This is a genomic window from Chromobacterium fluminis (assembly GCF_011602385.1).
GTDB classification, from domain to species: Bacteria; Pseudomonadota; Gammaproteobacteria; order Burkholderiales; family Chromobacteriaceae; genus Chromobacterium; species Chromobacterium fluminis.
This window is the reverse complement of the sequence record NZ_JAAOMA010000017.1, coordinates 60,690-80,977: the sequence shown is the minus strand read 5'-3', so window position 1 is coordinate 80,977 and position 20,288 is coordinate 60,690. Positions and strand designations below refer to the sequence as shown.

Below are 20,288 nucleotides of genomic sequence, written 5' to 3'. Positions count from 1 at the left end.
ATTTAATTATATAACAACAGATTTGCAGGTTAATGTACTCTCACGGAGAACGAAAATGTCTACGGAAACTGAAACCCAAGGCGGCGGCGCTCCCAAGCTCAAGCTTGGCGCGCTGACCGCTCTGGTGGTGGGCTCCATGATCGGCGGCGGCATCTTCTCGCTGCCTCAGAACATGGCGGCGGGGGCCGGAGCCGGCGCTATCTTGATCGGTTGGGTAATTACCTTCTTCGGGATGTTGACTCTGGCATTCGCTTTCCAGATGCTGGCCAACCGCAAACCGGAAGTTGAAGGCGGCGTTTATGGCTACGCCAAGGCGGGTTTTGGCAACTACATGGGCTTCAACTCGGCCTGGGGTTACTGGATTTCGGCCTGGATCGGCAACGTATCCTACTTTGTGGTGATGTTCTCGGCGCTGGCCTTCTGGTTCCCAGTGTTCGGCGAGGGCAATACCGCCACCGCCATCGTCTGCGCATCCATCCTGCTGTGGGCCTTGCACTTTCTGGTGCTGCGCGGCGTGCACGGCGCGGCCTTCATCAACACCATCACCACCGTGGCCAAATTGGTGCCGTTGGCGCTGTTCATCCTGCTAGTCGTCTTCGCCTTCAAAGTAGATACCTTTAACCTGGATTTCTGGGGCTCGGCCAAACTCGGCTCGGTTGTCGACCAAGTCAAGAGCACCATGTTGGTGACGGTATGGGTGTTCATCGGGATCGAAGGCGCGTCGATGTTCTCCAGTCGTGCGGAAAACATGAAAGAAGTGGGCAAGGCCACTGTGATTGGCTTCCTGTTGACCATCGCCTTGCTGGTTGCGGTGTCGGTGCTGTCGTTGGGCGTAATGACCCAGGCTGAACTGGCCGCGCTGAAAAATCCGTCCACCGCTTATGTGTTGGAAAAAGCCATCGGGCCCTGGGGCGCCAACCTGATGAACGCCGGCCTGGTGATCTCTGTGGGCGGCGCGTTGCTGGCCTGGACGCTGCTGGCTTCCGAAGCGCCCTACCTGGCGGGCAAGGACGGCGTGATGCCCAAGGTATTCGGCACCACTAACGCCAATGGCTCTCCGGCCGCCTCGCTGTGGCTGACCAACGGTCTGATCCAACTGTTCCTGATCATCACTCTGTTCAGTTCCGCGGGTTACCTGGCGCTGCTGTCGCTGGCCACCTCGATGATTCTGATTCCTTACCTGTTGTGCTCCGGTTACGCCTTGCTGGTTGCCAAGCGCGGCGAAGGCTACGCCCAGGGCGAGTCCAGCGGCAAAGAGTTCGGTATCGCCACGATCGCGTCGGTCTACGGCGTTTGGCTGATCTACGCCGCCGGCCTGAAGTATCTGTTCCTGTCGATGGTGCTGTACGCCCCGGGTCTGCTGTTCTACCTGTGGGCTCGCAAGGAACGCGGCGAGAAAGCGTTCACCGGTCCCGAGGCGGTACTGGCTGCGCTGATCGTGGTGGCGGGTTTGTTCGCCGGCTACGAGTTGCTCACCGGAGCGCTGACGCTCTAAGTCGGATGTTGAAGTAAGAAGATTACCGGAGGCGCGCGAGATCCACGGGCCTCCACCAGCTCCCCCAATATCATTAAGGAGTTTGTCATGACCAAGTTTGGTGTTCATTCCGAGTGTGGCAAGTTGCGAACTGTGATGGTGTGCCGTCCCGGCCTGGCGCATAAGCGCCTGACCCCGGACAACTGCCACGGCCTGCTGTTCGACGACGTCATCTGGGTAGAGCGCGCACAGAAAGACCACGCCTACATGGTTGAGCAAATGCGCTCCCGCGGCATCGAGGTGGTGGAAGTGCACGATGCGCTGGCCAAAGTATTGGACGACAAGGCCTCCCGCGCCTGGGTCCTGGACCGCAAGGTCAAGGCCGACAACGTAGGTATCGGCATGTTGCGCGACCTGCGCAGCTGGCTGGATGAAATGCCTTCGTCGCAACTGGCCGAGCATCTGGTGGGCGGCATCGCCAAGTTCGAACTGCCGTTCGACCCGAAAGGCCTGTTTGGCGGCTACCTGGACCAGTCCGAATTCGTGCTGCCGCCGGTGCCTAACAGCCTGTTCCAGCGCGACCCGTCTTGCTGGATCTATGAAGGCGTGACGCTGAACCCGATGTACTGGCCGGCGCGCCGTCAGGAAACCCTGATCCTGCAATCCATCTACAAATTCCATCCGATGTTCGCCGGCAAGGTGAAAGTATGGTGGGGCGATTGCGACCAGGAGCATGGCGCGGCCACGCTGGAAGGCGGCGACGTGATGCCTATCGGCAACGGCGTGGTCCTGATCGGCATGGGCGAACGCACCAGCCCGCAGGCGGTGGTGCAAGTGGCCAAGCGCGTGCTGGGCAAGGAAGGCGGCGCCACTCGCGTGATCGCTTGCCAGATGCCGAAGTCCCGCGCGGCGATGCACTTGGACACCGTGTTCAGCTTCCTGGACATTGACCTGCTGTCGCTGTTCCCGGACGTGGTGGACGACATCACATGCACCAGCATGTACGTTGGCGACCGCGAAGGCGAGGTCCGTTTCGAACGCCATGAAGGCGTGCATCTGGTGGAAGTGGTGCGCCAGGCGCTTGGCCTCAAGGAAATTCGCGTGATTCAGACCGGCGGCGACGCCTACCAGCGCGAACGCGAGCAATGGGACGACGGCAACAACGTGGTGGCGCTGGATCGCCGCGTGGTGGTGGCCTACGACCGCAACACCTACACCAACCGCCTGATGCGCGAGCACGGAGTGGAAGTGATCGAGATTCCGGCTTCCGAGCTGGGCCGCGGCCGTGGCGGCGGTCACTGCATGACCTGCCCAATCACTCGCGACGAAGTGAAACTGTAATTCAATCGTAGTGTCCCGGCCGCGGGCGCGGCCGGGAGGGAAATTCAAGATTCATGTGCAAAAAGACAGGTTGACCGCCGGTTTCCCCGGAAACGACGGCCGGCTTGCCCAGACTCTAATCAGGAGCAATATCATGGCTTTCAATCTGCGCAACCGTAACTTCCTCCGCATGCTGGACTTCACCCCGCGCGAAATCCGCTACATGCTCGACTTGGCCCGCGACCTGAAGCGCGCCAAGTATTCCGGCACCGAACAGCAGCACCTGAAGGGCAAGAACATCGCCCTGATCTTTGAAAAAACCTCGACCCGCACCCGCTGCGCGTTTGAAGTGGCCTGCTACGACCAAGGCGCCAATGTGACTTACCTTGGGCCGTCCGGTTCGCAAATCGGCATCAAGGAATCGATGAAAGACACCGCCCGTGTGCTGGGCCGCATGTACGATGCGATCGAATACCGCGGCTTCGACCAGCACATGGTGGAAACCGAGCTGGCCAAATTCGCCGGCGTGCCGGTTTACAACGGTCTGACCGATGAATGGCACCCGACCCAGATGCTGGCCGACGTGCTGACCATGTGGGAAAACAGCGACAAGCCCATCTCCCAGATCCGCTACACCTATCTGGGCGATGCTCGCAACAATATGGGCAACTCTCTGCTGGTGATCGGCGCCAAGCTGGGCATGGACGTGCGTATCGGCGCGCCCAAGCATTTGTGGCCTACCGACGAGCTGGTGGCGCAGTGTCGTGAAATCGCCGTCAAGACCGGCGCGCGCATCACGCTGACCGAAGACGCCAAGGCTGCAGTCAAAGGCACGGACTTCATCCACACCGATGTATGGGTGTCCATGGGCGAGCCGGCCGAAGTCTGGGCGGAACGCATCAAGCTGCTGAAGCCTTACCAAGTGAACGCCGCGCTGATGGCCGCCGCGGAAAACCCGCAAGTGAAGTTCATGCACTGCCTGCCGGCTTACCACAACAGCGAAACCAAGGTGGGCAAGGAGATTGCCGCGCAGTATCCGGACCTGGCCAACGGCATCGAAGTGACCGAGGACGTGTTTGAGTCCGAAGCTTGCATCGCTTTCGAACAGGCCGAGAACCGCATGCACACCATCAAGGCCATTCTGGTGTCCACGCTGGGCGACTGATAGTCGCTTGAGCATCATCCAGTGATCCGCCGGCCAAGGCTTCCCTGACCGGGAACCTTGGCCGGTTTCATATTCAAGCGCGCACGCGGCATTAAACGGCGGGCGCGGTAGTAAAAAGGAACAGAATATGCGAGTCGTCGTAGCTCTGGGCGGCAATGCCCTGCAACGTCGCGGCGAGGCCATGACCGCCGACAATCAACGCGCCAACGTCAAGGTGGCCGCTGAACAACTGGCCGGCGTGACCCGGCTGGGCCACAACCTGGTGATGTGCCATGGCAACGGGCCGCAAGTGGGCCTGCTGGGCCTGCAGAACGACGCTTATGCCCGCCACGTGGACGAAAAAGTGACGCCCTATCCGCTGGACGTGCTGGGGGCGCAGACAGAAGGCATGATCGGCTACATGGTTGAGCAGGAATTGGGCAATGTGCTGCCCTTCGAAGTGCCGATCGCCACCATTCTGACCCAGACCGAAGTGGACGCCAAGGACCCGGCCTTCAAGAATCCGACCAAGTTCGTCGGCCCGGTTTACAGCAAGGAAGAGGCGGACAAGCTGGCGGCGGAAAAAGGCTGGACGGTGAAGGCCGACGGCGAATACTTCCGCCGCGTGGTGCCCAGCCCGAAACCGAAGCGCATCTTCGAAATGCGCCCGATCAAATGGCTGATCGAAAAAGGCGTGGTGGTGATTGCGGCCGGCGGCGGCGGCATTCCCACTATGTACGAGGGCGACAAGCTGGTGGGCGTGGAAGCGGTGATCGACAAGGATCTGGCCTCCGCCTTGCTGGCGCGTGAAATCGACGCGGACTACTTTGTGATCGCCACCGACGTGAAGAGCGTGTTCGTCGGTTGGGGTACGCCGGAAGCCAAAGCGATCAAACAGGCGCATCCGGACGAAATGGACAAGCTGGGCTTCGCCGCCGGCTCGATGGGCCCGAAAGTGGAGGCCGCTTGCGAATTCGCCCGCCTGACCGGCAAGAAAGCGGTGATCGGCGCCTTGGAGGACATCGAGAAAATCGTCAAGGGCGAGGCCGGCACCGTGGTTTCCACTGAGAAGGCGGGCATCAGCTGGTATTGATGTCGTCAGTGCTTAGCCGCGCGTCAAGGGCTGCCGTCAGGCAGCCCTTTTTGTTGCCTCGTCTCGTCCTAGCCCAGCAGCTTGGTTCGGTGTTGGCGGAGGAGGTCCTGCCCGGCTTGATAGCCGATCTGATACAGCTGGGATAGATTGGAGTGCGACCAGTCCAACTCTTCCGCGCGGCGTTTCGGATCGATCAGCTTGTCGAATTGGATCTTGAGTACCTCGGTGCGTGGCCGGCCTTGGTCGTCCTTGTTGTGCAGCGCCTCGAACAGCTTCAGGTCGTCGCGCGCGATTTCGGTCAGAGGGGTGATGATGGATTGCACCCAGGCGTCGTACAGGCTGCGGGGCGGGTGCAATAGCTTGTCGCTGCCCAGCACGTCGAACACCAGGGTGTAGTCGATATGAGGGTGATCGCGGAACAACTGCTTGAAGTTCAGCGTGTCTATGGCCGCGCCTTCGATGTAGTCGCCGTCGGCCAGAGGATAAGGCGGGTAGATGAAGGGAAAGGACAGCGCGGCCAGGAAATGCTCGTGGCCGATCTCGCTCTTGTCCCAGCAACGCATCTCGCCGAGGGTGATGTTGTACGCGTTCAGGTAAAACTGCGGCGCAATGGTCTTGAGGCGGTCGAAATCCACGATCTCCTCGATGAAGGGCACGTGCGCGCACAGGCCTTGGCTGTTGGGGCTCAGATCGCTGGGGCAGAGCGTGGCCAGCAGCAGCGATGTCCAATCCGCCAGCAGGCGTTGCCAGGGGCCTTGGTCCGCCTGTTGCTGAATGGACTGCAGCAGCGGATTCTGGTTTTGCCAGCTGCGCCACAGGTCGGCGGCCGGGCCGGGTTTGTTGAACACTTTGTAGTTGATCGGCAGCAGCCGGTAAATCGGATCGGATACGCCTAGATCGGCCAGCCGGCGTAAATTGTCCAGCGGCGAGCCCGTGCGCGGCGCCGCGTACAATAGGCCGACAATGGCGCCGGCGCCGGAGGTGGAGATGATGTCGAATTCGACGCCGGCCTCCATCAGCGCGACCAGCGCGCCGGCCATCAAGGTTGCGTTGGGCGCGCCGCCGCCCAAGACCAGCGCAATGCTGGGCCTGTTTGCTTTTGCCATCGAAATCTCCATCGAGAGAGTAGCCGGTTGGTAGAAACCGGCTGGTGCACGGTTAGGTCAATGTCATTATTGCTGTTGAATTATGGATCGCAAGAGGTATTTTGCAACGCAATATGATGTCAGTAATGACAATATGACTTGTTGCGAGAAAGCCGCAACAAGAGCTATTTGTCATTGTGCAATGAAAGATACCTTGCAGTACAAGGTAGTGGTTTGTATAGTGCAACCATAAGCAGATTGATGCCTTGGTCCAATTAACTACCTTGCAATGCAAGGTAGTGGAGCGGCTGGGATCGGGCGGTTTCAAGGAAGGCAAGATGAAAACCCAGTTGAAAAAGGGGACCCTGGACATGTGCGTATTGGCGGTATTGGCCCAGTCCGATAGTTATGCCTACGAATTGGTCAGCACCTTGTCGCGCACGATGGAAATCAGCGAAGGGACGATCTACCCGCTGATGCGTCGTCTGCAGAACGAGTCCTGGGTCAGCACCTATCTGGTGGAGTCCGCGTCCGGGCCGTCGCGCAAGTATTACGCGCTGACCGAGGCGGGAAAGCGGGAACTGGAGCTGATGCGGCGCGAGTGGCAGGAATTCGTCAGCGAAGTGGACAGCGTGCTGAGTCGCCTGCCGGCGGCCGGCCAGCCAGGAGAATGACAAGCATGAACCGCAAAGTGTTTTTGGAGCAGTTGGAACAGGCCTTGGCCGGCATGCCGGCTGAAGATATCCGTGAAATCGTCGCCGATTACCAAGAGTATTTCAGCGACGCGCAAGAGGCCGGTCGGACTGAAGACGACGTAGTCGCCGCGTTGGGCAGCCCGCAGAAGCTGGCCAAAGAGTTGAAAGCGCAGGCGCATTACCGCCAATGGGAGAACCATCGTTCTTTCGGCAATTTGATGAGAGTGGTGGCTTCGGTCGCCGGCCTGGGCGTGCTGAACTTCTTCCTGGCGCTGCCGTTCATGCTCTATCTGCTATGCCTGTCCATAGGCTACATGGTGTCCGGCAGCCTGTTGATAGCCGGCGTGGCGCTGGTGGCGGCTTGGGGAGGCAACAGCCTATTCGGCTGGCCGGAACTGGAGCCGAGCCTTTCGCCGGAGAACGGCAAGATCGAGTTCAAAGTTCAAGCCGAAGGGGAGCCGGTGCACGGCGTGACCCTGAAACAGGGGAGGCTGTTGCTGACGCTGGAGGAGGACGAAACCGCCAGCCTGCAATTGCGGACAGGCGATCCGGTGCGGGTGAGCTACGACGGCGGGGAGCTGAAAGTGGACGCCAGTAATCCGGCGGTGCGGCAATCGATCAAGCGAGAGGGCGAACGCTCCGTCAGCCTGGAGCGCGGGCAACTGCGCGCGCTGACGCTGACGTCGGACGGCGGGGAGAGCATGGTGCTGGCTCAGGACGGGGATGGCCGCTCACTGCGTTGGAGGATGATCTCGGCGGAAGCTTCCGCCGCCTCCGGCGAAGCCGGGCAAGCCGCCGATCTGGTGTTGAGCGACGGAGAGAGCTCGCTGGTGATCAAGGATAAGCGGTTGTCACTGAAGGACGGCAAAGATCATATCGAGATCGACGGCATCCCGGGTTTGTCGCTGCAAAGTTCGGCGGCGGTCAGCGGATTCGTGCTGTTGTTGGTTGGGGGATTAGGGCTGGTGTTCTGCGTATGGCTGACGCGGTTGACTTGGCGCGGACTGGTGCGCTACGTCCGCTACCAGATCGACTTGGTGGCAGGCAGAAACCTGGGCGGCAACGCGGTGTGACGAGTGATGTTTTGACTGGATTTGGGAGAGAAACATGAAACACGATGCATGCATTCAACAATTGCAACTGACCATGGAGCGCTTGCCCGAATCCGAGCTGCGCAAGATTCTCAGCGACTATCGCGAATACATTCGCGACGCGGTGGCCGATCAGCGCAATGAGAGCCGCCTGATCGCCGCGCTGGCGGACTCCCGGCGGCGCACCGTTTCGGCTTTTGCGCGCCAAGGATTGCCGAGCGCTCAGTGGGCGCGGCTAGCCCGCCATGCTTTGGGCGGGATGGCGGCCGCTTGCGGCGTAATCGCGATGTACTGGCTGTTCATGCAATGAGGAAAACCGCCGCCGGCCAAGGCGGCGGCTTCTACTTGGGAAAGGGGAGCGTGATGAGGCGTAGGATAGTGCGGTTGCTGACCTTGACGGTCATGGCGTGCGGCGGGACGGTTCACGCGGCGGAAGCGCCGATTGAAAAACTGGTGATCAACGGCGACGCCGCCGTGCTCAAGCTGAACGCGGACGACAAACGGCCGTATCAGCTTGATCTGAACAAAAGCAATTGGGACGCCAAGCAATGCAGCGCCCAAGTGCGGCGCGAAGGCGGCGTGGTCACGATCACGGTCAAGCTCAACAACAAGCTGCTGGGCACAGGCTGCGGGCTGGAGATCGCCGGCAATCTGAAACCGGGCAAGCAGGTGGAATTGGGGCTGGCTGCGGTCAAGGGTTCGATCCGCGGCGCTTATTCGGCGATCCGGGTGGACAGTAAAGCGGTGGATCTGACGCTGGAGGGAAAGGCTGCCAGCCTCTCCATGTCTGCCGACGCGATCAGGGCGCAGGCCAAGGGCGCTTATGACAAGCTGGCGCTCAAGGGGCAGGCGTTGACGTTGGCGTTCGAGGGCAGCAGCCGCGACATGGCTTTTGACGGCCAGGCGGTGAAGGCGAAGGTGAGGCTGACCGACGCCAAGCCCAGCGGCTCCTTGTCGTTGGACGCCACTACCGGCAAGTTGTCGCTGACGCTGCCGAAGTCCGCGACGCTGCAGTACGAGGTGCGCGGCGCAGCGGCGTCGGTGGACAGCAAGCTGCCCAGCACCGCCGGCGCGCCGTTGAAGCTGAGCGCGCGAGGCCAGGCCTTGAAAGTGGAGGTGGAGACGGATTAAGACGCTGCCAAACAAAAACGGAGCTCGAGGGCTCCGTTCGTATGGCTGGCGAATCCGGTTCAGTAAGCGCAGACGGTGAACAACTCCAGGCCGCCATCGCGCACCAGCTTGCCGCCGCCCAGCTCGGGCAACTCAATGATGGCTGCGGCTTCCAGCACGTCGGCGCCCATGCGCTTGAGCAGCTTGTAGCCGGCCATCATGGTGCCGCCGGTGGCGACGAGGTCGTCGATCAGGATCACGCGGTCGCCGGGTTTGCAGGCGTCGGTGTGCATTTCCACCGCGGCATTGCCGTATTCCAGCTCGTATTCCTCTTCCACCGTGGTGAAAGGCAGCTTGCCGCGCTTGCGGATAGGCACGAAGCCTACGTTCAATTCGTAAGCCAGCACCGAGCCGATGATGAAGCCGCGCGCGTCCAGACCCGCCACTAGATCCACCTTCTCCATCATGTAGCGGTGCACATAGATGTCGATCAGCATGCGGAAGGTTTTCGGGTTCTGCAGCAGCGGGGTGATGTCGCGGAACATCACGCCTTGTTGCGGCCAGTTGGGCACAGTGCGGATCCAGCCTTTCAGATAGCTGGAGTAATCGAGATTGCTAAGGTTTTCCATAGCCTTATTGTACTTCTAAATGAAGAAAGTCGCCGCGCGGCCCACAAGAAAAAGCCCGCCGCGCAGCGCGGCAGGCTAGGAGTCCGCATCAATTATTGACGTTTCAGTGGAAGAAAGCCAGCTTGAAGATCCACAGCGCGGCGATCACCAGTACCGGCAGCTTCAGATCGGAGAAACGGCCGGCCAGGATCTTGATTACCGCGTAGCTGATGAAGCCGAAGGCGATGCCGTCGGCGATGGAGAAGGTGAACGGCATCGCCAGCGCGGTCATTACCGCCGGCGCGGATTCGGTCAGGTCGCTCCAGTCGATCTCGGCCAGGCCGCGCGCCATCAGCACCGCCACGTAGCATAGCGCCGGCGCGGTGGCGTAGGCGGGCACGGTGGCGGCCAGCGGCGACAGCCACAGCGAGGCCAGGAACAGCAGCGCCACCACCATGGCGGTCAGACCGGTACGGCCGCCCACGGCGGTGCCGGCGGCGGACTCGACATAGGCGGTGGTGGACGAAGTGCCCATCACAGCGCCGGCGGTGATCGCCACGGAATCGGCCAGCAGCGCGCGTTTCAGGCGCGGTAGTTTACCGTCCTTGTCCAGTAGGCCGGCGCGATGAGACACGCCGACCAAAGTGCCGGTGGTGTCGAACAGATCCACGAAGAAGAACACGAAGATCACGCCGATCAGGCCGGCTTGCAGCGCGCCGGCGATGTCCATCTTCATGAAGGTGGGCGCCATGCTGGGCACCGGCGCTACCACGCCCTTGAACGGAGACAGGCCCATGGCAATGGACAGCACGGTCACCACCAGGATGCCGATGATGATGGAGCCCGGCACCTTGCGGTATTCCAGCGCCACGATCAGGAAGAAGCCCAGGATGGCTAGCAGGGTGGTGGGCTTGTGGATGTCGCCCAGGGTCAGATAGGTTTCCGGGTGAGGCGCGATCACGCCGGCGTTCTTCAGCGCGATGATGGCGAGGAACATGCCTACGCCGGCGGAGATGGCGAACTTCAAGGACTGGGGGATAGCGTTGACGATGGCCTCGCGCACGCGGAACAAGCTGACTGCCAGGAACACGATGCCGGAGATGAACACCGCGCCCAGCGCGGTTTCCCAGGACAAGCCCATGCCCTTGACCACGCTGAAGGTGAAGTAGGCGTTCAGCCCCATGCCCGGCGCCAGCGCGATTGGGTAATTGGCCACCAGCCCCATGATGGACGTGCCCAGCGCGGCCGCCAGACAGGTGGCGACGAAGACCGCGTTCAGGTCCATGCCGGTGCTGGAGAGAATCAAGGGATTGACCAGGATGATGTAGGCCATGGTCAGAAAGGTGGTAATGCCGGCGATGACTTCGGTCTTCACCGTGGTGCCGTGTTCTTTCAGCTTGAAGAAGCTGTCAAGGAATTGCATGGCGAAACGCGCTCCAAAGGAGATAGGTAGGAAAAAAACGAGCCATTTTATTCAGCCTGAAGAGATTTACCTAAATCTTGACGTGAAAATAACTTGGCGATTAACAGCAGGCGCACGCTTATGGTATTCTGGAGAATTACTCATTTGGCAGGAAAGCGCCTTTTCATGAGCCAGCCAACCGGTAATATCTTTATCGTGGTCGCTCCTTCCGGTGCGGGGAAAACCTCGCTGGTGACGGCCTTGCTCCAGGCGGAGCCATCCGTGGAACTGTCCATTTCTTATAGCACGCGTGCGCCGCGCAAGGGCGAAGAGGACGGCAAGCATTACCACTTTGTCGATCAGACCACGTTCAAGTCCATGATAGAGCGCGGCGATTTCCTCGAGTACGCGGAAGTCTACGGCAACTTTTATGGCACCAGCGCGCCGTGGATACGCAGCCGTCTGGAAGTGGGGCAGGACATCCTGCTGGAAATCGATTGGCAGGGCGCCGAGCAGGTGCGCAAGGTCTTCCCCGAGGCGATCGGCATCTTCATAGCGCCGCCGTCTATCGAGGAACTGGAGCGCAGGCTGCGCGGCCGCGCCACCGATAGCGAGGACGTGATCCGCCGCCGGCTGGCCTCCGCTCGCGCCGAGATCGACAAGATCGCCGAGTACGACTACATCGTGGTCAACGACGATTTCGAGCGCGCTCGCCTCGATTTGATCAGCGTCGTGCGCGCCAACCGGCTGCGCAGCGCCATCCAGTGCCGCAAGCTGGCGGCTATGCTGGCGCGGATGGGGCAGGCCGGCTGATCCGTCCGTTTGTTGGTGAGTCGACTAAAATTTAGATATAGTGATCCCTCTGGGCGTTGCCGTCGCCGCAAGAACGGCGACCGACAACGCCCTTGGCAACTTTGAGAAAGAAAGCATATGGCCCGTATTACTGTTGACGATTGCCTGGACCGCATCCAGAACCGTTTCGACCTGACCCTGGCCGCCGCCTACCGCGCGCGTCAAGTGGCTTCCGGCGCCAGCCCCTTCGTTGAAGCCGGCCGCCATAAGCCCACCGTTGTCGCGCTGCGAGAAATCGCCGCCGGCCACGTCGGCAAGGAAGTTCTGAGCCGCGGCAAAGCCTGATAGCGAGTGGGTGGTGGGTTATGGCAACCGGCATTGAGGATGAAATCGACTATAACGCCCTGATCGACAGCGAAGCGCAAGCGTTCTTCGAGTCTGTCGCGCGTTATCTCAAGCCGGAAGACGTCCAGTTGTTGCGGCAGGCTTTCGAAGTCAGCCGCGCCGCCCACGAAGGGCAGACTCGCAAGAGCGGCGAGCCTTACATCACGCATCCGCTGGCGGTGGCCGGCATGCTGGCCGAGTGGCGGCTGGACGTGCAGGGGCTTGCCGCCGCATTGCTCCACGATGTGCTGGAAGACACCGGCGTCACCAAACCGACGCTGATCGAAAAGTTCGGCAAGATCATCGCGGATCTGGTGGACGGCCTCTCCAAGCTGGAGCGGCTGGAATACCAGACCAAGGAAACCGCGCAAGCGGAAAGCTTCCGCAAAATGGTGCTGGCGATGGCGCGCGACATTCGCGTCATCATCGTCAAGCTGGCGGACCGGCTGCACAATATGCGCACGCTGGATTCGATGCGCGAGGACAAGCGGCGGCGCATCGCGCTGGAAACCCTGGAAATCTACGCGCCGATCGCCAATCGCATCGGTCTCAACAAGGTTTATCGAGAACTCCAGGACCTGGCGTTCAAGCACCTGCACCCGCATCGCTACGGCGTGCTGTCCAAGGCGGTGCGCGCCGCGCGCGGCAACCGTCGCGAAGTGGTGACCAAGATTTTGCAGTCCGTCAGCCAGAAGCTGGTGCAAAGCAATATCGAAGCCACTATCAAGGGGCGGGAGAAAAACCTCTACAGCATCTACAAGAAAATGCAGGAAAAACACCTGTCGTTTTCCGAGGTGCTGGATATCTACGGCTTCCGCGTCGTCGTCAACGACATCCCCGGCTGTTATTTGGCCCTGGGCGCCTTGCATAGTCTGTACAAGCCGATTCCCGGCAAATTCAAGGATTACATCGCCATTCCCAAGGGCAATGGCTATCAGAGCTTGCACACCACCTTGTTCGGTCCCTATGGCACGCCGGTGGAGATGCAAATCCGCACCCGTGAGATGAACAGCGTGGCCGAGGCTGGCGTGGCCTCGCACTGGATGTACAAGAGCGGCGACGGCGTCAACACCGCGCAGCAGCGCACTCACCAGTGGTTGCAGAAAATCATGGACATGCAGGAGGAGAGCGACGATCCGGTCGAATTCCTTGAGCATATCAAGATCGACCTGTTTCCGGACGAGGTCTACGTCTTCACGCCCAAGGGCAAGATCATGGTGATGCCGCAGGGCGCGACGCCGGTGGACTTTGCCTACGCGGTGCACACCGACATCGGCCATCGCTGCATTGCCGCGCGCGTCAATCACGCGCTGGTGCCGCTGCGCACCGTGTTGCGCAACGGCGACACCGTGGAAATCATCACCTCCACCCAGGCCAAGCCCAATCCGTCCTGGCTGACCTTCGTGCAGAGCGGGCGGGCGCGTTCCGGCATCCGCAACTATCTGAAGAGCCTGCAACAGGAAGAGGCGGTGGGGTTGGGCGAGAAACTGCTCAAGCAAGCAATCGGCGCGCTGGCGGTGACGCCGCTGGCGCTGAGCGATGAACTGTGGGTGGCGTATCTGGCCGCTTTTGGCGAGAAGCTCGCTTCTCATCAAGATGTGCTGGCCGATATCGGCGCCGGCAAACTGATGCCCATCGTGGTGGCGCGGCGCTTGCTGGAGCTGGCCGGCGAACGGTTGGGCGAGGAAGTGAAAGTGGGGCCGGTGACCATACGCGGCAACGAGGGCGGCATGGTGCAGCTGTCGCCGTGTTGCAATCCGCTGCCGGGTGACGACATTTTGGGCGTGATCACCAAGGGCCAGGGCCTTGTCATTCACCGCAAGGGATGTCCAAACGCGCGGCGGGCGGATCACGACAAGCTGCTGGACGTCAATTGGGAGGCGCAGCGCGACCGCATGTTCGGCGTTACCGTCGGCGTATTGTCCCGCAACGAGCGCGGCGCGCTGGCGGATATCGCCACCGCGATCTCGCAGGCCTCGGCCAATATCGAAAGCGCCGACACCCAGGACAGCAGCCGCGACGGCGACGGCCTGTTCAATATCCACTTCCGCTTGCAGGTGGAGGGCGTCGAGCATCTGGAGCGGGTGCTGAGCGCTATCCGCGTGCTGCCGGTGGTGCAGCGCGTGCAACGGAGATGAGATGCTGAAACTCAAGATCAACGGCGAGGGCCGCGAACTGGCCGATGTAGCCAACGTGGCCGAGTTGGTGGCGGCGTTGGACCTTGTCGGCAAGCGCGTGGCGCTGGAAAAGAATGGCGAGATCGTGCCGCGCAGTCAGTATCCGGCCACCGGACTGGTCGACGGCGACGAACTCGAAATCGTGGTGGCCGTCGGCGGAGGCTGAGCGGCAAAGCTGATAGAGGTGCAGGAGTGGCGGATCAACTGATCATCGCAGGCAAGGCTTACAATTCGCGTTTGCTGGTGGGGACCGGCAAGTATCGGGATTTTGAGGAGACGGCACAGGCGCTGGACGCGTCGGGAACGGAAATCGTCACCGTCGCCATTCGCCGAGTCAACCTGGGGCAGAATGCCGGCGAACCCAATTTGCTGGACTTTTTGCCCAAAAACCGGTATAACCTTCTCCCCAATACGGCGGGATGTTATTCCGCCGACGACGCCATTCGTACTTTGCGCCTGGCCAGAGAGCTTCTGGACGACCATCGTCTGGTCAAGCTGGAGGTGCTGGGCGATCCGAATACCTTGTTCCCCAACGTCAAGGAAACCCTAAAAGCGGCTGAAGTATTGGTGGCCGAGGGCTTCGATGTCATGGTGTACACCTCGGATGACCCCATCATCGCCCGCGAGCTGGAGCAAATGGGCTGCTGCGCCATCATGCCGCTGGCCAGCCTGATTGGCTCCGGGATGGGGATTCTGAATCCGTGGAATTTGAAGTTGATTATTGAGCAGTCCAAGGTTCCCGTGCTGGTTGACGCCGGCGTCGGCACCGCGTCCGACGCGGCGATCGCGATGGAACTGGGCTGCGATGGCGTGCTGATGAATACCGCGATTGCCGCCGCGCAACAACCGGTGTTGATGGCCCACGCCATGAAACAGGCTGTAGAAGCAGGCCGCTCGGCATATCTTGCCGGCCGGATGCCGAAACGTTTTTATAGTGCAGTACCTAGTTCTCCTAGTGAGGGGGTGATTTCTTCCGTCAAGCCGTGATGCGTAAAGCGCCACAGATTGCTTGGTCGGAACGCTTCAGACTTTTCCAAACCGCGTAAGATTGTTAAAATGCTGTTTTTTATAGCCCCAGTCACGTCTGGGCGCTAGGAACTAAGGATACTAGATTCAATGCCGAACATTCGTGTTAAAGAGAACGAGCCGTTTGAAGTTGCAATGCGTCGCTTCAAGCGCGCAGTGGAAAAAACCGGTCTGCTGACCGAACTGCGCGCCCGCGAGTTCTACGAAAAACCGACTGCCGAGCGCAAGCGCAAGCACGCCGCTGCCGTTAAGCGCCATTACAAGCGCATTCGCAGCCAAATGCTGCCGCCGAAACTCTACTAAGAGTTCGTCTGGTCAGTAAGCAGGACCGCAGGCTTAGCCTGCGGTTTTGCCATTTGTAGTTCCCCGTTTGCAGACTCTGACGGCATGGGTTTTGAATTTCTCAAAACCAATGTCATCAGGGTTTGACTCTCTCTCAAGTGCGCACCCGCCGTCCGCGACGGGTGGCGGTCATCTTCCGGAAAGCAAGCAATGAGCCTCAAGCAGCGAATCAGCGACGACATGAAATCTGCAATGAAAGCGCGGGAAAGCGACAAACTGGCGGCTATCCGTCTGTTGCGGGCAGCCATCAAGCAGAAGGAAGTGGACGAGCGCGTGGAGCTGGACGATGCCGGCGTCGTCGCCGTCATCGACAAGATGCTCAAGCAGCGCCGCGATTCGATCAGTCAGTATGAGGCGGCCCAGCGCCAGGACCTGGCCGACAAGGAAAAATTCGAGATGGACGTGCTGATGGCTTATATGCCGCAGCAATTGTCCGCTGAGGAGGTTGACGCGTTGGTGGCCAAGGCCGTCGCCGACAGCGGCGCCGCTGGCATGCAGGACATGGGCAAGGTGATGGGGCTGTTGCGGCCGCAATTGGCCGGCCGCGCCGATATGGCGCAGGTGTCCGTCTGCATCAAGGCCAAGCTGGCCGGCTGAGCCTGCTTCGGGCCGCTTTGTCGGCCCGAGTCATCGGTGACCTTGCTTGATCCCTCAGGATTTTGTTGACCAGTTGTTGTCCCGCGTCGATATCGTCGACGTGGTGGATCGTTACGTCCCCTTGAAAAAGGGCGGTCAGAACTATCTGGCCTGCTGCCCGTTTCATAAGGAAAAGTCGCCGTCGTTCACGGTAAGCCCGTCCAAGCAGTTTTATCACTGCTTTGGCTGCGGCGCTCACGGTTCGGCCATCGGCTTCGTGATGGAATACCAGGGGCTGGGCTTTGTCGACGCGGTGAAACTGCTGGCCGAAGGCATCGGCATGCAGGTGCCGGACAGCCGTGCCCACGCCAATCCAGAGGCCAGCCGCGCCGCGCGCGAGCGCAAGCTGTCGCTGGAACAGATGATGCAGATGGCGGCAGGCTACTACAAACAGCAGCTGAAGTCCGCGCCCAACGCCATTTCCTATCTGAAAGGCCGGGGTTTGAGCGGAGAAGTGGCGGGTCGCTTCGGCCTGGGCTTCGCGCCGGACGGCTGGCAGAACCTGGAGACGGTTTTTCCGGATTATCAGGACGACAAGCTGGTCGATACCGGCTTGGTCATCGTCAATGAAGAGAAGGGCCAGCGTTACGACCGATTCCGCGATCGGGTGATGTTCCCCATCCGCAACCAGCGCGGCGCGATCATCGGCTTCGGCGGCCGCGTGATGGGCAAGGGCGAGCCCAAGTACCTGAACTCGCCGGAAACGCCCTTGTTCGAGAAGGGCCGGGAATTGTACGGCCTCTACGAGGCGCGCCAGGCGATACGGGATAAAAACCGCGTGCTGGTGGTCGAAGGCTATATGGACGTGGTGGCGCTGGCTCAGTTCGGCGTCGCTTACGCGGTGGCCACGCTGGGCACCGCCACCACCGGCGAACACGCGCGCAAGTTGATGCGCCACGCGGACCAGGTGTACTTCTGCTTCGACGGCGACAAGGCCGGCCAAAAGGCGGCCTGGAGAGCTTTGGAAAACAGCCTGCCGCAATTGCAGGACGGCAAGGCGTTGAATTTTCTGTTCCTGCCGCAGGAACATGACCCGGACAGCTATATCCGCGAGTTCGGCGCCGAGGCCTTTGAAAAAGTATTGGAAGAGCAGAGCCTGCCTCTGTCCGTTTACTTCACCCGCGAATTGTGTCGCGAGGTGAACCTGACCACGCCGGAAGGCAAGGCAGATCTGATCCGTCAGGCCGCGCCCCTTCTGGCGCAGATTGCCGCTCCGGCACTGGGCTTCATCATCAAGAAAAGACTGGCGGAACTCGCCGGTGTGGATGTCGACGAATTCGACATGTTGACGACGGGCCAACGGAAGTCGGAGCGCAAAGGCAAGCGGGAGCACCGTTTGCCGGAGGTATCGCATCGCCCGCCACAATCCTCCATGGTGACGCGCCTGATCAAATGGCTGCTATTGAACCCTGGTTGGGCCGGTGATGTGCGTTTGCCGGACAGTATGGCACTGTCCGACGAGCTTGCTTGTTTTGCCATGTTGGCCGAATGCGTGCAAGGGCACGACCAGCCGCCGAATACGGCGCAATTGATGGAAAGCCTGCGTGGCACTCCATACGAAGGGCTGGTGGATAGTGTTCTGCAGCAGGCCATGCAGGATCCGGACGAGTTCGCCGATCCCAGCGAGGAGGATAGGCAGCAGTTTCAGGACGGCACAGCCAAGCTCCTGAAAATGCTGCATCAAACTCAGGTGGAGCGGCTAAAACAAAAGGACCGGAACGAAGGCCTGACTCCGGAAGAAGTCAGATTGCTAGGGGAATTGCTGCGGGATTTGCTGGCGCCAAACGCTTGACGACGTCGCCGCCCCGGCAGATTGCAGAGCAGTCGGGCGCACGCGCCGGATTGCCAAAAGCGATGCCGCGGTTTTAAAAGCGCCCCGCAGGGCTACACAAACAGCGTTGTTTGCTTGTGTTATTATCAACTGTTTTTTTCGGCTTATTTCAAGCAGGAAGCGAAATGGCGGCCTCTCCCGAAAATCAAAAAGACGTGCAGGAAAACGAAACCGAAGTGATGAGCCTGGAAGAGCAGCGTAAACGCCTGCGCCAGTTGATCGCCTTGGGTAAAGAGCGTGGGTATCTGACCTACGCGGAAATCAACGACCACCTGCCGGAAGACGTGTCCGACGCTGAGCAGATCGAAAACATCATCACGATGATTTCCGGTCTGGGCATTCAGGTTTCCGACGAGGCGCCGGATGCGGACACTCTGCTGATGTCCGACGCCACCCCGCCGGTGGCCGACGAAGACGCCGTGGAAGAAGCCGAAGCGGCGCTGTCCTCGGTGGATTCCGAATTTGGCCGCACCACGGATCCGGTGCGCATGTATATGCGCGAAATGGGTTCAGTGGAGTTGCTGACCCGCGAAGGCGAGATCGAAATCGCCAAGCGGATCGAAGACGGCCTGAAGTACATGATCCAGGCGATTTCGGCTTGTCCGGGCACCATCGCCGAAGTGTTGGAGCTGGTGGAACGCGTCGGTCGCGACGAAGTGCGCGTGGACGAGGTGGTCGACGGCTTCATCGATCTGAACGCGCCGTCCGAGGAGGAGGCCGCGTTCGCCGCGCAGGCGGAAGAGGACGAGTTGCTCGACGCCGAGGCCGAAGAGGAAGAGGAAGAAGAGGAGGAGGAAGGCGACGCCGCCGACGCCGCCGGTATCAACCTCGAAGAGCTGAAGCAGCACGCGCTGGAGCACTTCGCCGGCGTGCGCATGTTGTTTGACAAGATGGTCAAGGTGCTCTCCGCCAAGGGTGCGCAGAGCAAGGAATACCTGGAGCTGCAAGACGCGATCACCACTGAGTTCATGCTGGTGCGCTTCTCCACCCGCCAGGTGGAAAGCCTGTGCGACTCGCTGCGCAGTCGCGTCAACGAAATTCGCACTTACGAGCGCGACATCCAGGATATCTGCGTTAGCCGCGTGCGTATGGAGCGTGCTCACTTCATCAAGGTGTTCCCGGGCAACGAGACCAATCTTGATTGGGTGGAAAACGAGATCCATTCGGGCAAGGGCTGGGCGGAGGCGTTGACCCGCTTCAAACACGCGATCATCGAGAAGCAGACCAAGCTGTCCGAGTTGCAGGATCGCGCGATGCTGCCGATCAAGGCGCTTAAGGAAATCAATCGCCAGATGTCGGCGGGCGAATCCAAGGCGCGCCGCGCCAAGAAAGAGATGATCGAGGCCAACCTGCGTCTGGTGATCTCCATCGCCAAGAAGTACACCAACCGCGGCCTGCAGTTCCTCGACCTGATCCAGGAAGGCAATATCGGTTTGATGAAGGCGGTGGACAAGTTCGAATACCGCCGCGGCTACAAGTTCTCGACCTACGCCACCTGGTGGATTCGCCAGGCGATCACCCGCTCCATCGCGGACCAGGCGCGCACCATTCGTATTCCGGTGCACATGATCGAGACCATCAACAAGATGAATCGCATCAGCCGTCAGATTCTGCAGGAAACCGGCCACGAGCCGGACCCGGCCGAGTTGGCGGAAAAGATGGAGATGCCGGAAGAGAAGATTCGCAAGATCATGAAGATTTCCAAGGAGCCCATCTCCATGGAAACCCCGATCGGCGACGACGACGATTCCCATCTTGGCGACTTCATCGAAGACCAGAACAACCTGGCGCCGTCCGACGCTGCGATGTACTCCAGCCTGAAGGACGCCACCAAGGAGGTGCTGGACACGTTGACGCCGCGCGAGGCCAAGGTGCTACGCATGCGCTTTGGCATCGACATGAACACCGACCACACGCTGGAAGAGGTGGGCAAGCAGTTCGACGTGACTCGCGAGCGCATCCGCCAGATCGAAGCCAAGGCCCTGCGCAAGCTGCGTCATCCGACCCGTTCGGAACGCCTGCGCAGCTTCTTGGACAACGAGCCGGGCGGTCAGTGATTCGATGTGACGCCGGTTTAG

21 protein-coding genes are annotated in these 20,288 nt (G+C 60.4%); 18 read left to right on the top strand and 3 right to left on the bottom strand.

Annotation, left to right across the window (positions count from 1 at the left end):
* The first annotated feature begins 55 nt into the window (after positions 1–55).
* From arcD to arcC, 4 genes are all read left to right on the top strand, one after another.
* Entirely contained in the window at positions 56–1,495 is a 1,440-nt protein-coding gene (gene arcD / locus HA052_RS13525; protein ID WP_081545280.1) for an arginine-ornithine antiporter, read from the top strand.
* Between the two features lie 87 nt (positions 1,496–1,582).
* The gene (locus tag HA052_RS13520; RefSeq protein ID WP_081545281.1) at positions 1,583–2,815 is read left to right on the top strand and encodes an arginine deiminase; all 1,233 of its coding nucleotides are present in this window, start codon (positions 1,583–1,585) and stop codon (positions 2,813–2,815) included.
* A gap of 133 nt (positions 2,816–2,948) precedes the next feature.
* Positions 2,949–3,959 carry an ornithine carbamoyltransferase gene (locus tag HA052_RS13515; protein WP_081545282.1) on the top strand — a complete coding sequence of 337 codons (1,011 nt, stop codon included), beginning with the start codon at positions 2,949–2,951 and terminating at the stop codon, positions 3,957–3,959.
* 127 nt (positions 3,960–4,086) lie between these two features.
* Positions 4,087–5,031 carry a carbamate kinase gene (gene arcC, locus HA052_RS13510; protein ID WP_081545283.1) on the top strand — a complete coding sequence of 315 codons (945 nt, stop codon included), beginning with the start codon at positions 4,087–4,089 and terminating at the stop codon, positions 5,029–5,031.
* Between the two features lie 68 nt (positions 5,032–5,099).
* Here arcC and HA052_RS13505 read toward each other — a convergent pair whose 3' ends face one another.
* Entirely contained in the window at positions 5,100–6,137 is a 1,038-nt protein-coding gene (locus tag HA052_RS13505; protein WP_166452309.1) for a patatin-like phospholipase family protein, read from the bottom strand.
* Positions 6,138–6,382: 245 nt separating this feature from the next.
* Between HA052_RS13505 and HA052_RS13500 the strand changes: the two genes are divergently transcribed.
* From HA052_RS13500 to HA052_RS13485, 4 genes are read left to right on the top strand one after another with little or no spacing between them, the layout of a single operon-like run.
* Positions 6,383–6,790, top strand: a complete 408-nt coding sequence (locus tag HA052_RS13500; protein ID WP_240937365.1) for a PadR family transcriptional regulator — start codon at positions 6,383–6,385, stop codon at positions 6,788–6,790.
* Positions 6,791–6,795: 5 nt separating this feature from the next.
* Positions 6,796–7,884: a DUF1700 domain-containing protein gene (locus HA052_RS13495; protein WP_166452308.1), complete on the top strand. Its 1,089-nt coding sequence runs from the start codon at positions 6,796–6,798 to the stop codon at positions 7,882–7,884.
* Between the two features lie 34 nt (positions 7,885–7,918).
* Positions 7,919–8,212 carry a DUF1700 domain-containing protein gene (locus HA052_RS13490; RefSeq protein WP_081545286.1) on the top strand — a complete coding sequence of 98 codons (294 nt, stop codon included), beginning with the start codon at positions 7,919–7,921 and terminating at the stop codon, positions 8,210–8,212.
* A gap of 53 nt (positions 8,213–8,265) precedes the next feature.
* Positions 8,266–9,033, top strand: a complete 768-nt coding sequence (locus tag HA052_RS13485; protein ID WP_166452307.1) for a hypothetical protein — start codon at positions 8,266–8,268, stop codon at positions 9,031–9,033.
* 59 nt (positions 9,034–9,092) lie between these two features.
* Here the strand turns inward: HA052_RS13485 and HA052_RS13480 are convergent, their stop codons facing one another.
* Entirely contained in the window at positions 9,093–9,641 is a 549-nt protein-coding gene (locus HA052_RS13480; RefSeq protein ID WP_019103866.1) for an adenine phosphoribosyltransferase, read from the bottom strand.
* 103 nt (positions 9,642–9,744) lie between these two features.
* Positions 9,745–11,043, bottom strand: a complete 1,299-nt coding sequence (locus tag HA052_RS13475; RefSeq protein ID WP_166452306.1) for an NCS2 family permease — start codon at positions 11,041–11,043, stop codon at positions 9,745–9,747.
* On the opposite strand from HA052_RS13475, the gene HA052_RS13470 reads away from it, so the two are divergent.
* The 10 genes from HA052_RS13470 to rpoD all read left to right on the top strand — a co-directional run bounded on the left by HA052_RS13470 (position 11,042) and on the right by rpoD (position 20,267).
* Positions 11,042–11,212, top strand: a complete 171-nt coding sequence (locus HA052_RS13470) for a hypothetical protein (protein ID WP_166452305.1) — start codon at positions 11,042–11,044, stop codon at positions 11,210–11,212. The genes HA052_RS13475 and HA052_RS13470 overlap by 2 nt on opposite strands.
* On the top strand, positions 11,209–11,835 hold the full coding sequence (gene gmk / locus HA052_RS13465; RefSeq protein WP_081545288.1) for a guanylate kinase: 627 nt from the start codon (positions 11,209–11,211) through the stop codon (positions 11,833–11,835). Before HA052_RS13470 ends, gmk begins: the two co-directional genes overlap by 4 nt.
* A 117-nt stretch (positions 11,836–11,952) precedes the next feature.
* Entirely contained in the window at positions 11,953–12,159 is a 207-nt protein-coding gene (gene rpoZ / locus HA052_RS13460; RefSeq protein WP_019103869.1) for a DNA-directed RNA polymerase subunit omega, read from the top strand.
* 20 nt (positions 12,160–12,179) lie between these two features.
* Positions 12,180–14,336 (top strand): RelA/SpoT family protein, encoded by a 2,157-nt coding sequence (locus HA052_RS13455; protein WP_081545289.1) that lies wholly within the window; start codon positions 12,180–12,182, stop codon positions 14,334–14,336.
* 1 nt (position 14,337) lies between these two features.
* The gene (gene thiS / locus HA052_RS13450; protein WP_166452304.1) at positions 14,338–14,541 is read left to right on the top strand and encodes a sulfur carrier protein ThiS; all 204 of its coding nucleotides are present in this window, start codon (positions 14,338–14,340) and stop codon (positions 14,539–14,541) included.
* 26 nt (positions 14,542–14,567) lie between these two features.
* Positions 14,568–15,362 carry a thiazole synthase gene (locus HA052_RS13445; protein WP_048414236.1) on the top strand — a complete coding sequence of 265 codons (795 nt, stop codon included), beginning with the start codon at positions 14,568–14,570 and terminating at the stop codon, positions 15,360–15,362.
* A gap of 129 nt (positions 15,363–15,491) precedes the next feature.
* On the top strand, positions 15,492–15,704 hold the full coding sequence (gene rpsU / locus HA052_RS13440; RefSeq protein WP_039756346.1) for a 30S ribosomal protein S21: 213 nt from the start codon (positions 15,492–15,494) through the stop codon (positions 15,702–15,704).
* Between the two features lie 189 nt (positions 15,705–15,893).
* Positions 15,894–16,340, top strand: a complete 447-nt coding sequence (locus tag HA052_RS13435) for a GatB/YqeY domain-containing protein (RefSeq protein ID WP_166452303.1) — start codon at positions 15,894–15,896, stop codon at positions 16,338–16,340.
* Positions 16,341–16,386: 46 nt separating this feature from the next.
* Entirely contained in the window at positions 16,387–18,171 is a 1,785-nt protein-coding gene (gene dnaG / locus HA052_RS13430) for a DNA primase (RefSeq protein WP_166452302.1), read from the top strand.
* Positions 18,172–18,335: 164 nt separating this feature from the next.
* On the top strand, positions 18,336–20,267 hold the full coding sequence (gene rpoD / locus HA052_RS13425) for an RNA polymerase sigma factor RpoD (RefSeq protein WP_081545293.1): 1,932 nt from the start codon (positions 18,336–18,338) through the stop codon (positions 20,265–20,267).
* Positions 20,268–20,288 lie beyond the last annotated feature (21 nt).

What these genes read in the sequence shown, in the direction of transcription:
- arcD (WP_081545280.1), top strand. Translation starts at nt 56, where the DNA reads ATGTCTACGGAAACTGAAACCCAAGGCGGCGGCGCTCCCAAGCTCAAG.
- HA052_RS13520 (WP_081545281.1), top strand. Translation starts at nt 1,583, where the DNA reads ATGACCAAGTTTGGTGTTCATTCCGAGTGTGGCAAGTTGCGAACTGTG.
- HA052_RS13515 (WP_081545282.1), top strand. Translation starts at nt 2,949, where the DNA reads ATGGCTTTCAATCTGCGCAACCGTAACTTCCTCCGCATGCTGGACTTC.
- arcC (WP_081545283.1), top strand. Translation starts at nt 4,087, where the DNA reads ATGCGAGTCGTCGTAGCTCTGGGCGGCAATGCCCTGCAACGTCGCGGC.
- HA052_RS13505 (WP_166452309.1), bottom strand. Translation starts at nt 6,137, where the DNA reads ATGGCAAAAGCAAACAGGCCCAGCATTGCGCTGGTCTTGGGCGGCGGC.
- HA052_RS13495 (WP_166452308.1), top strand. Translation starts at nt 6,796, where the DNA reads ATGAACCGCAAAGTGTTTTTGGAGCAGTTGGAACAGGCCTTGGCCGGC.
- HA052_RS13490 (WP_081545286.1), top strand. Translation starts at nt 7,919, where the DNA reads ATGAAACACGATGCATGCATTCAACAATTGCAACTGACCATGGAGCGC.
- HA052_RS13485 (WP_166452307.1), top strand. Translation starts at nt 8,266, where the DNA reads ATGAGGCGTAGGATAGTGCGGTTGCTGACCTTGACGGTCATGGCGTGC.
- HA052_RS13480 (WP_019103866.1), bottom strand. Translation starts at nt 9,641, where the DNA reads ATGGAAAACCTTAGCAATCTCGATTACTCCAGCTATCTGAAAGGCTGG.
- HA052_RS13470 (WP_166452305.1), top strand. Translation starts at nt 11,042, where the DNA reads ATGGCGAAACGCGCTCCAAAGGAGATAGGTAGGAAAAAAACGAGCCAT.
- HA052_RS13475 (WP_166452306.1), bottom strand. Translation starts at nt 11,043, where the DNA reads ATGCAATTCCTTGACAGCTTCTTCAAGCTGAAAGAACACGGCACCACG.
- gmk (WP_081545288.1), top strand. Translation starts at nt 11,209, where the DNA reads ATGAGCCAGCCAACCGGTAATATCTTTATCGTGGTCGCTCCTTCCGGT.
- rpoZ (WP_019103869.1), top strand. Translation starts at nt 11,953, where the DNA reads ATGGCCCGTATTACTGTTGACGATTGCCTGGACCGCATCCAGAACCGT.
- HA052_RS13455 (WP_081545289.1), top strand. Translation starts at nt 12,180, where the DNA reads ATGGCAACCGGCATTGAGGATGAAATCGACTATAACGCCCTGATCGAC.
- thiS (WP_166452304.1), top strand. Translation starts at nt 14,338, where the DNA reads ATGCTGAAACTCAAGATCAACGGCGAGGGCCGCGAACTGGCCGATGTA.
- rpsU (WP_039756346.1), top strand. Translation starts at nt 15,492, where the DNA reads ATGCCGAACATTCGTGTTAAAGAGAACGAGCCGTTTGAAGTTGCAATG.
- HA052_RS13435 (WP_166452303.1), top strand. Translation starts at nt 15,894, where the DNA reads ATGAGCCTCAAGCAGCGAATCAGCGACGACATGAAATCTGCAATGAAA.
- rpoD (WP_081545293.1), top strand. Translation starts at nt 18,336, where the DNA reads ATGGCGGCCTCTCCCGAAAATCAAAAAGACGTGCAGGAAAACGAAACC.